The sequence below is a fragment of the Paenibacillus terrae genome, assembly GCF_000943545.1.
GTDB classification, from domain to species: Bacteria; Bacillota; Bacilli; order Paenibacillales; family Paenibacillaceae; genus Paenibacillus; species Paenibacillus terrae_A.
On record NZ_JTHP01000054.1, the window covers coordinates 37,544 to 47,337 of the forward strand.

The 9,794-nt window shown below is 45.8% G+C and carries 11 protein-coding genes; 2 read left to right on the forward strand and 9 right to left on the reverse strand.

Going from position 1 to position 9,794, the window contains the following annotated elements:
* Positions 1 to 12 precede the first annotated feature (12 nt).
* The 9 genes from QD47_RS21990 to rpsF all read right to left on the reverse strand — a co-directional run bounded on the left by QD47_RS21990 (position 13) and on the right by rpsF (position 8,453).
* Complete coding sequence (locus QD47_RS21990) at positions 13 to 957, reverse strand: D-alanyl-D-alanine carboxypeptidase family protein (protein ID WP_044648133.1); 945 nt, start codon at positions 955 to 957, stop codon at positions 13 to 15.
* Between the two features lie 178 nt (positions 958 to 1,135).
* A complete protein-coding gene (locus tag QD47_RS21995; protein WP_044648134.1) occupies positions 1,136 to 2,101 on the reverse strand; it encodes an ABC transporter ATP-binding protein in 966 nt (321 codons plus the stop codon).
* Positions 2,098 to 3,081, reverse strand: coding sequence for an ABC transporter ATP-binding protein (locus QD47_RS22000; RefSeq protein ID WP_044648135.1), 984 nt, complete (start codon positions 3,079 to 3,081; stop codon positions 2,098 to 2,100). The genes QD47_RS21995 and QD47_RS22000 overlap by 4 nt, the downstream gene beginning before the upstream one ends.
* A 13-nt stretch (positions 3,082 to 3,094) precedes the next feature.
* Positions 3,095 to 4,018 carry an oligopeptide ABC transporter permease gene (opp4C, locus tag QD47_RS22005; protein WP_044648136.1) on the reverse strand — a complete coding sequence of 308 codons (924 nt, stop codon included), beginning with the start codon at positions 4,016 to 4,018 and terminating at the stop codon, positions 3,095 to 3,097.
* Positions 4,019 to 4,029: 11 nt separating this feature from the next.
* Positions 4,030 to 4,992: an ABC transporter permease gene (locus QD47_RS22010; RefSeq protein WP_044648137.1), complete on the reverse strand. Its 963-nt coding sequence runs from the start codon at positions 4,990 to 4,992 to the stop codon at positions 4,030 to 4,032.
* 71 nt (positions 4,993 to 5,063) lie between these two features.
* Positions 5,064 to 6,797, reverse strand: coding sequence for an ABC transporter substrate-binding protein (locus tag QD47_RS22015; RefSeq protein WP_044648138.1), 1,734 nt, complete (start codon positions 6,795 to 6,797; stop codon positions 5,064 to 5,066).
* Between the two features lie 536 nt (positions 6,798 to 7,333).
* A complete protein-coding gene (gene rpsR / locus QD47_RS22020; protein ID WP_013312800.1) occupies positions 7,334 to 7,606 on the reverse strand; it encodes a 30S ribosomal protein S18 in 273 nt (90 codons plus the stop codon).
* A gap of 21 nt (positions 7,607 to 7,627) precedes the next feature.
* Positions 7,628 to 8,119 carry a single-stranded DNA-binding protein gene (gene ssb, locus QD47_RS22025; RefSeq protein ID WP_013312801.1) on the reverse strand — a complete coding sequence of 164 codons (492 nt, stop codon included), beginning with the start codon at positions 8,117 to 8,119 and terminating at the stop codon, positions 7,628 to 7,630.
* Positions 8,120 to 8,168: 49 nt separating this feature from the next.
* The gene (rpsF, locus tag QD47_RS22030; protein ID WP_044648139.1) at positions 8,169 to 8,453 is read right to left on the reverse strand and encodes a 30S ribosomal protein S6; all 285 of its coding nucleotides are present in this window, start codon (positions 8,451 to 8,453) and stop codon (positions 8,169 to 8,171) included.
* A gap of 317 nt (positions 8,454 to 8,770) precedes the next feature.
* On the opposite strand from rpsF, the gene QD47_RS22035 reads away from it, so the two are divergent.
* Both QD47_RS22035 and QD47_RS22040 read left to right on the forward strand, forming a co-directional pair.
* Positions 8,771 to 8,965 (forward strand): YjzC family protein, encoded by a 195-nt coding sequence (locus QD47_RS22035; RefSeq protein ID WP_044648140.1) that lies wholly within the window; start codon positions 8,771 to 8,773, stop codon positions 8,963 to 8,965.
* Between the two features lie 367 nt (positions 8,966 to 9,332).
* Positions 9,333 to 9,650 (forward strand): hypothetical protein, encoded by a 318-nt coding sequence (locus tag QD47_RS22040; RefSeq protein ID WP_044648141.1) that lies wholly within the window; start codon positions 9,333 to 9,335, stop codon positions 9,648 to 9,650.
* Positions 9,651 to 9,794: the final 144 nt, after the last annotated feature.

Genomic DNA, 9,794 nt, shown 5'->3' on the forward strand with positions numbered 1-9,794 from the left:
CTTGCTTGATGTTTATAGCCTGTATCCTATCTTAGCCAAATTTTGCAGCCGTACCGGGAAAGAGGTAGACAGAGCGAAACCATAGTCGAACAGCTTCCGTGTCTGCTCGAAGCGTTCCTCCTTGCTCGGTGCCCCCAGCACTACAGCAACCAGCCTTCTGCCATGCTGTTCGGCTGTGCCAGTGAAGCAATATCCCGCATCGCTGGTGTATCCCGCTTTCAGCCCATCCGTTCCTGCGTAAGAGTAGGGTCCCGCCAAGGAAGGCAGCATCCAGTTCGTATTACTAATATAGATGCCCTTATCCTTCAATTCCATCTGCGTACGGCTGGACGTTCTCAAAATCTCCGGATGCGACGTAATAAGGTAGGAGGCCAGCTTCGCCGTATCGCTTGCCGTCATTTGCGTTTCTCCCCGAATATTCTCGGGATGGTTAGGACCCAGCTCACTCTGCCCCGCTCCTGACGCATTGCTGAATCGGCTGTAGGACGTCAATCCAATCTTAGCCGCTTTATCGTTCATGCGCTTCACAAAAGTCGGTTCACTGCCTGCTGAGCGCTCCGCCAGTGCCACAGCCGCGTCATTAGCTGAATACACAACCATGCTCTGGAACAGTTCGGACACCGTCAGCCTTTCACCATATCGGAGTGACAGATTTACACCACCTACTGTACTTGCGTAACGGCTGATTTTCACTTCATCATTCCAGCCCAACCGCCCGGCACGAATATCCTCCAGCACCAGCAGCTCAGTCATGAGCTTGGACATATTTGCGGAAGGCATAGGCGTATCGCCATTCACATCCATCAACAATTCTCCCGTCTGCATGTCCATCAGCACCGCGGCTCCTGCATCCACATCCGGCTTACCGACCAGCAGCCTTGGTCCAAGTGTAATAAAAATCAATATAATAAGTACCGGGACCACAATAGCCCAACGTAACCAGTATTTTTTCATCATCGTAATAACCCCCATACTTTATTAGACGATGAAAAATCCATTTTGTCTGCAACTTTTCGAAAAAAAGATGTAATTTTTTTGTCTTTTCCACTCCACAGCAAAAAACCCGCCAATTCCTGCTTGCAGGCTGACAGATTTTTATAAGTCAAATGATTCAAAAAGGCTTTCTACTATGGTTCTAGGCAAAATGACAGGCCACAAAATGCTGATCGCCCGCATCCCGATACGCCGGAATTTCCGTTTTACAACGGGCCTCCGCCATAGGACAGCGCGTATGGAACTTGCAGCCTGACGGCGGATTCGCCGGGGAAGGAATGTCCCCTTTTAGTACAATTCGTTGTCTCTTGATCGTAGGATCGGGAATGGGAACCGCCGACAGCAGCGCCTTCGTATACGGATGAAGCGGATTGCGGAAGAGCTCCTCTTTGGAAGTTAACTCCACCATCGAGCCTAGATACATCACACCGATACGGCTGCATAGATGCTCGACCACACTCAGATCATGCGAGATGAACAGATAAGTCAACTGCCGTTCCTGCTGCAAATCACTTAACAAGTTAATGATCTGAGCCTGAATAGACACATCAAGTGCAGATACCGGCTCGTCAGCCACGATAAAATCAGGATTTAAAATCAAAGCCCGCGCAATCCCAATCCGCTGACGCTGACCGCCAGAGAACTCATGTGGATACCGATCATAGTGATAGGAGGATAGTCCGCAGATATCCAGCGTCTCGTTCACCTTTTTCCGCAGCTTGCTACGGTCAATCAATCCGTGATCCAGCAGTGCTTCCCCGATGGCTTCGCCTACCTTAATTCTCGGGTTCAATGAGCTAAATGGGTCCTGAAAGACAATTTGCAGCTTCGGACGAAGCGCACGAATCTGCTCCTTGCTTAACGCATGCAAATCCTCTCCCTTGTATCGCACCGATCCCTCTGTCTTATCCATCAGTCTGAGAATCGTACGCCCAATCGTGCTTTTGCCACAACCGGATTCTCCTACCAGACCGAAGGACTCTCCCTTATGGATGTTAAAAGACACATCGTCGACCGCTTTCACATGTCCCACGGTACGCTGAAAAATCCCGCCTGTGATCGGGAAATATTTTTTCAGACCTTCCACTTGAATTAAAGGCTCGCTCATCCCCGTTGCCCTCCTTCTTCCTCATATAGCCAGCAGGCAACCTTATGACCGCTCTTCTTTTCGTGCAGGGGAGGGGCCTGATCCTTACAGATTTGCATACAATGCGCACACCGATCATGAAAATGACAGTTTTCCTCCAGCTCAATCGGGTTGGGAACCTGACCAGGGATCGAATACAGCCGATCAATCTTCTGATTAATGACGGGCTTCGCCTTCAATAACCCTTGCGTATATGGATGCTGCGGATTCTTGAACAACTCAATGACGGGGGCCTCTTCAATCACGTTCCCGGCATACATGACGACCACATAATCGGCCATTTCAGCCACTACACCTAGATCATGCGTAATCAGCATAATAGACGTTTTGAGTTTATCCTTTAAATCCCGCATCAGATCGAGAATTTGCGCCTGAATCGTAACGTCCAGTGCCGTTGTCGGTTCATCCGCAATCAGCAGCTTCGGATTACAACTCAGTGCGATAGCAATCATGATCCGCTGGCGCATACCACCGCTCAGTTCATGCGGATACGAATGAAATATTTCCTTCGGACGCGAAATACCCACCAGATTGATCAGCTCAATCGCTCGGGTATGTGCTTCCTTTTTACTCATTAATGTATGCATCAGCAGCGGCTCGGTAATCTGTTCTCCAATGGTAAGCACTGGATTCAGCGAAGACATCGGCTCCTGAAAAATAATTGAAATGTCATTGCCGCGAATTTGTTGCATCTGACCTTTATTCAGCGTTAACAGGTTTTTGCCCTCAAACCAGATTTCACCGTCTGAGGTGTGTGGGGAATCAATCAGCCGCATCATCGTCATGGCCGTTACACTTTTGCCGCAGCCGGATTCGCCTACCACACAGAGCGTTTCACCCTCACGTATTTTAAAACTGACGTCATTGACCGCTTTGACAGTTCCGCTAGAGGTATGAAAGTGGGTTTTCAGGTTACGAAATTCAATCAAAGCATTTTCCATAAACGTTCGTCTCCTACTTCTTCATTTTAGGATCCAGTGCATCGCGCAAACCGTCACCAATCAGGTTAATCGCTACAACCGTAATTAAAATACACATTCCCGGTGGAACCCATATCCAAGGCCGTTTGCGGAAGTCGATCAGATTGTTCGCAGCCGAAATCATATTTCCCCACGAAGGTGTGGGCGGCACAACGCCGATCCCCAGATAACTGAGCGCTGACTCCGTGATAATCGCCCCGGCCACCCCGAGCGTAGCTGTAACTATAATAGTAGGAATCGTATTCGGCAGCAGATGACGGAATATTTTGCGGCGGTCTCTCAAGCCGAGCGCTTCCGTCGCTTGCATGAACTCCTGTTCACGCAGCGTAAGAATCTGTCCCCTGACCAGACGGGACAAGCTCGTCCAGCTCAAGATCCCGATAATGAGCATTAGAAAATAAATCCGGTTCGCTGGATCAACCTTCAAATCGGACAGAACGGCACCTAAAATAATCAACAGCGGCAATGTAGGCAATGCCATAAAAATATCGGCAATCCGCATAATGATCGTATCCACGCCTTTACGATAGAATCCTGCCAGTGCACCCAACGTCGCACCGATCACGACCGAAATAAACGTGGCCACCAACCCCACCGTCAAAGAAATACGGCCAGCCAGCATTGTACGCAGCAAAATATCTCTGCCAAACTTATCCGTACCGAGCCAGTATTGGGCATTCGGGGCTAAATTTTTGTCAGATAGCTTGTAATCATCCAGATGATAAGGTGAAATCATCGGCCCAAATATGCAAATGATCACCATAAGGATCAATATAATGAGTCCAGCTAAAGCCAAATGGTTCTGGTTAAAACGGCGAACGGCGATTCTCCATGGAGACGCTTCAGGACGGATCGCCGCCTTTTGATTGGTTTCAATCGTGACTGTTTCTGCGGGCAATAGTATCCCTCCTACTTCAAGCGAATTCTTGGATCTGCCATGCCATACAATACATCCGAGAGCAAATTACCAATGAGCGTAAGGACCGCCAGGAAAATAGTGAAGCCCAGCATAAACGGATAATCACGCATACTGATCGACTCCAGATAAACCTGACCCACACCCGGCCACACAAACACCTTCTCCAAAATCATCGCCCCGCCAAATAAGGCGGGAAGCTCAAAGCCGAGCAGCGTGATAGCCGGAATCAGTGCGTTGCGCAAAGCATGCTTGAAAATAACCGTCCGTTCCTTCAAGCCTTTAGCACGTGCGGTACGAATATAATCCTGACGAATAACCTCCAGCATACCTGTACGGAAATACCGGGTTAGACTGCCTGTGCTCAGCATCGTAAGGACGAGCGTTGGCAGGAACATGTGCTTGAGAACATCCACGATATAAGCCCATGAGCCCGGCTCCATCCCTGCTGTTGTCATGCCGCCAACCGGGAAAATACCCCATTCCAGTGCAAATATTTTGATCACCAAAAGACCGATAAAGAAAGACGGCAGCGACATACACAAAAATATGAATAGCGTGACGAATTTATCGAATAACGAGTATTGGAACTTGGCTGAAAATACCCCGGCAACAACTGCAATCAGCCAGCTAAAAATAAGACTGAAAAAAGCGATAATAAAAGAGTTCCATACATAATTGCCAATGACCTTCGTTACCGGCTGCTTATGCTGTAATGAATCCCCCATATTACCCTTCAGCATATTACCCGCCCATATAAAATAGCGTTGGTACTCCGGCTTATCCAACCCGTAGATATGTCGTAGCTGCTGTGCCTTTTCGGCGGTCATATTCGGGTTCTGCTTGGCTGTAATATAATCACCCGGCACCATGGCTGAAATCGCAAATACGATAATGGATATGCCAATGAGTGTGGGGATGAGTTGCAGCAGTCTTCGAATAATATACTGCTTCATAATCATTCCTCCAGACAAATAAAGAAGTGATATGCCCAGCCCGTGAGAGCTGAGCATACGATTGGCAACCCTTATTGAGCGAGCTGAGCGTTATACAGACTGAATTCAAAATCTTTGTATGGTGTAATTTCTAAGCCGGATACACGTCCATTGACTGGCCACATATCTCTGCGCTGATACATAAAAATGGCTGGCAAATCCTTGTTCAGCTCTTGATAGAGCTCCTTATAAATCACTTTACGCTTCTCTTGATCCAATTCCTTTTTACCCGCAATCGTCAACTCATCGACCTTTTTGTTGGAGTAGCCAACATCATTTTGTGAGCCGTTCGTAAGATAGACCGTTGTATCCGGATCAGGTGTCAATCCCCAGGCGGCAAAGAACATATCGAACTTGCCCGTATCTTTTTTATCCATAATCGCGTTAAAATCCAGTGTTTCAGAATTCAGCTTAATGCCCAGTTCCTTGTAGTTGTTGGACATAATCGGCAGCAAGGCCTCTACTACTGGATTATCCGCAGTCGCTGAGAAGTTAATGGTAAACTTTTCACCATCCTTCTCACGGATACCGTCCGCTCCAACCTTCCAGCCAGCCTCATCCAGCAAAGCCTTTGCTTTAGTGGTATCAAACTCATATTTGTTAATGCCTTCATCTGTATAAGACCAAGCTTCTGTAGACTGTGGAATGTTAATGACATTCGCATACGGACCGTACACCCCTTCCACAATCTCCTTCCGGTTCAAACCGATGGTCAGAGCTTGGCGTACCTTAGGGTCCTGAAATTTCTTTTCTTTGTGATTAAATGCAATATATCCGTAGCCATTGGTCGGCATAATATTCACGTCCAGGAAGCCCAGAGACTTCAATTCCTCTACGTTATCTTCTGTAACCGTAACATTATCTATATCGGTCTCACCCGTTTGCAGCATAGACAAGTTGGTTTCGTCTGTCGTGGTTTTGAAAATAACCGATTTTACCTTCGGTGCGCCCTTGAAGTAGTTTGGATTGGCTTCAAGTACGACTTGTTGACCCGGGGAGAAGCTTTTCAACACATACTGCCCGGAGCCGATTGGCTTATTATTAAGCGCCTTGATGCTGTCCAGGTTGCCCTTTTTGAAACCTTTTCCGTAATAAGCTTCTGGCATGAAGTATTGCTCACCCAGAAAATCCTTTGTATAAGCTGTTGCTTCTGTAACGGTTACCTCTACCGTATTATCATCAATGACCTTGATACCGGAGATATCATTCGCCTTGCCATCATGATATTCCTTGCCGCCTTTAATTTTGAAGGACAGAATATCGGTTTCTCCATCATAATTCGGATCATGCAGTACCTTCAGGACAAAAGCATAATCCTTCACCGTTACTGGTGTCCCGTCACTATACTTCACACCTGGCTTCAGGTGGAACGTGTATTTCAAGCCATCCTGAGATACATCAATCTTGTCAGCCAAGCTATTTTCGTATGTACCATCCGCTTTCACCTGTAAAAAAGAATCAAATACGGTTCTGACTACATATAGATCGTAGGTCGTTTGCCAGAACAACGGGTTAAATACCCCTTTAGGTGATACCATACCTACCACAATGTTATCCTTCCGGTTCGTAGCACCAGGCGGATTTTGCGTCAGATCACTTGCTTTAATAACACCCTCCGTGACTTGTGCACTGCTTTCTTTACCCTCTGTTTTATTATCCGTATTGCCCGGCTGTGCTTCATTAGCACCTCCGCTACATCCTGCAAACAGAACACCAACGATCGTAAGCGCCATAAGCAAAGAAACCCATTTCTTCGTTTGCACCATTCTATTCATCCCCCTTAGTCGGTTCTTTTATTTAACAGCCTGTCTCTTTCCTGCGTTGATTCGTTAAAGCTTGAGGCTTGAAAATGAACTCTGTGCATCCTCCTTACCGTTACCAATGATAGCGTAAACACGTGTTTTAGACCTTTGGTCAATTTAGGGCTCTGATAACCATTATATTTTTATTAAGGCTTATCTTAAGTGTAAATTAATATCACGTCAATATCTTTTTTTGTGTAATGTAAAAATGCAAACTATCTATTTTTGTAAAGTTTATGAATTTTATTTCGAAAAATTACCTGTATTATTAGTTTTCATGTAATATAAAATAACATTTCATAAATCTAAATGTATGCTCTGGCGAGTTGGGGGAACATGCGATCACAAATGCGACTAGAAAAGCTGAGCTAAGCATAATGGTTAAACATGGATTGTATTATTAGTAAGTTACAATACATGGGACTTGTTGTCAATAAGAAAAATCATAAAAGAGACGCTCCCGATTTCGGGAGCGCCTCTTTTTCTCTTCCATAAAACTACTATTCAGTAGTGTAAGGAAGCAATGCGATTTGACGGGAACGTTTAACCGCGATTGTCAACATACGTTGATATTTCGCGCTTGTTCCAGTCACACGACGAGGAAGAATTTTTCCACGTTCGCTGATGAATTTTTTAAGCAGGTCTGTATCTTTATAGTCAATGTGAGTAATTTTGTTCACAGTGAAGAAACATACTTTACGACGTTTGTTGCGACCACCACGACGAGCTGGTCTTTTGTTATCGTCTCCGCCTTCTCTTTGTCTGAAGCCCATTCTTTGTCAGTCCTTTCCCAATTAAAATGGTAGATCATCATCCGAAATATCGATCGGTTTTCCGTCATCGGAAAAAGGATCCTGATTGTTTCGCGAGTTATTATTCCCGCGTCCACTATTGCTGTTACCGCCTCCGAAAGGAGACTCCTCACGCGCAGCTCCACCGCTATTGCCGCCACCGTTACCGCCATCGCGGTTAGATTCCAGGAAACGCACATTATCAGCTACAATTTCAGTCACGTATACACGTTTTCCTTCATTGTTCTCATAATTACGTACCTGAACACGGCCTTCAACAGCCGTTAAACGACCTTTGCGAAGATAGTTAGCACATGTTTCAGCAAGCTGACGCCAGGTTACGATCGGCAAGAAATCCGCTTCCCGTTCGCCGCCTTGACTCGTAAACGGACGGTCTACAGCCAGGGTGAACTGGGTTACTGCTACACCAGACGGTGTATAGCGCAGCTCCGGATCTTTGGTCAAACGACCGATCAAAATGACACGGTTCAACAATCCAATCCCCTCCTTTGAGCGTTGTTCATTACATAATCACGTACAATAATTAAGCTACGTCGTTCGTAATGAGATAACGAATTACTTCGTCAGAAATTTTCATGAGACGCTCAAGCTCAGCAACTACAGCAGGTTCTGCTGTGAAGTTTACCAGAACGAAAGAACCATCACGGAATTTCTTAATCTCATACGCAAGACGGCGTTTAGTTACATCGTGACTCGTAATTTCGCCACCGCCGTTGGAGATGATACCTTGGAATTTATCGACTGCCGCTTGAACAGCTTCTTGTTCAATGTCAGGACGAATAATGTACATCACTTCATATTTGCGCATTCTTTACACCTCCTTATGGACATAAGGCCCTCAATCTCGGTTGAGAGCAAGGAACGAGCCTAAACTCGCACTAAAACAGTTTACCAAATCGAGCAGCTGATTGCAACCTGCAATTGAGTTCATGTGTTGTACATCAGCTAAATCATCTTCATACATTCCATTCCTCACGATTTTATATGTACACTAATATTTATCTATATATAGGAAAGAACTCGATTTTCTGACATTCAGTGTGCTTGTTCCCGGATGTTTTTGCTCATATCGGCGCACAATAACCGTTGCAGTTCAAATCCATGTAGTAAAGGAGGAAATTTTTCATGGGTGAAAAAACCGAATTTGAGCCAGGTGACAAAGCACCAAATGACGGCGTATATATGGAAGTCGGAGAAAGAAGCTTTCATACGGAAATTCAAAACCCGCAGCAAGTGACACTGGAAAGAGGCGAATCTTTTCCGGAGACGACCAACCATAATCGCAAATGGAAGAAAAAAACGAAAGCCCGCGTTCATTAATGTATATTTCTTCGGAATCCGGGCCATATTATGATTAGGCGGTACAACAGAGAGGTGTGGTTCCGTTGGATTACGTAGCCGGACAAACTGTTAGGAGATCCATTCCGGGCATTAGAAGCGTTAGGTTTGTGTAAGAGGACACTGTCTTTTCAACACTGGTATTGCTTGTCAGTACACCGAGTTTCGTGATGTGATTGGACAGATCGTATCCTGTTAAAAATGTATCGCCTACGATGGAGGACCTTTGAGGTCCTCCTTTGTTGCATTATCGGACTTTTTGCATATACTGGTAAAATGCAGATTAATCCAGCTCCTTCTGCTAGAATATATCCAAGTACAAAGACCTACTATCTACGGAGGTTTAAAGATGAGCTATTCTCGAATATTAAAGTGGATATCAGGTATATTCGAATTGGTGCTTGCCGTACCGATTGTGGGAGGAGCTATTGTCATGGGGACCGGTTACTCGGCGCTGGGATTCATGCTTGTCCTGCATGCAGTGACACTTATCCTGTCGTTACGTAATCAGGAAGCGATCTACGGCTCTGTATGGGGAGTACTCACTTCTTTGCTGGCTTGGATTCCCGTAGTGGGCTGGATACTACATTTGATCGCAGCCATCCTACTGATGATCTCCGGCTCAAAAAAAACAAAACGCTATAACTACCCGCCAAACCAGCTATAGCAATAAAGGGGTGTTCTTTAACAGCTGATACCTGTCACTGTTGAAGGGCATCTTCTTTATTTTATTCGCACCTCAACACTCATCCCTTGTTCCTCAAAAGGTCCAGCTCCATATCTCCCCTCCCCGGCAGACTGGATCGGCTAC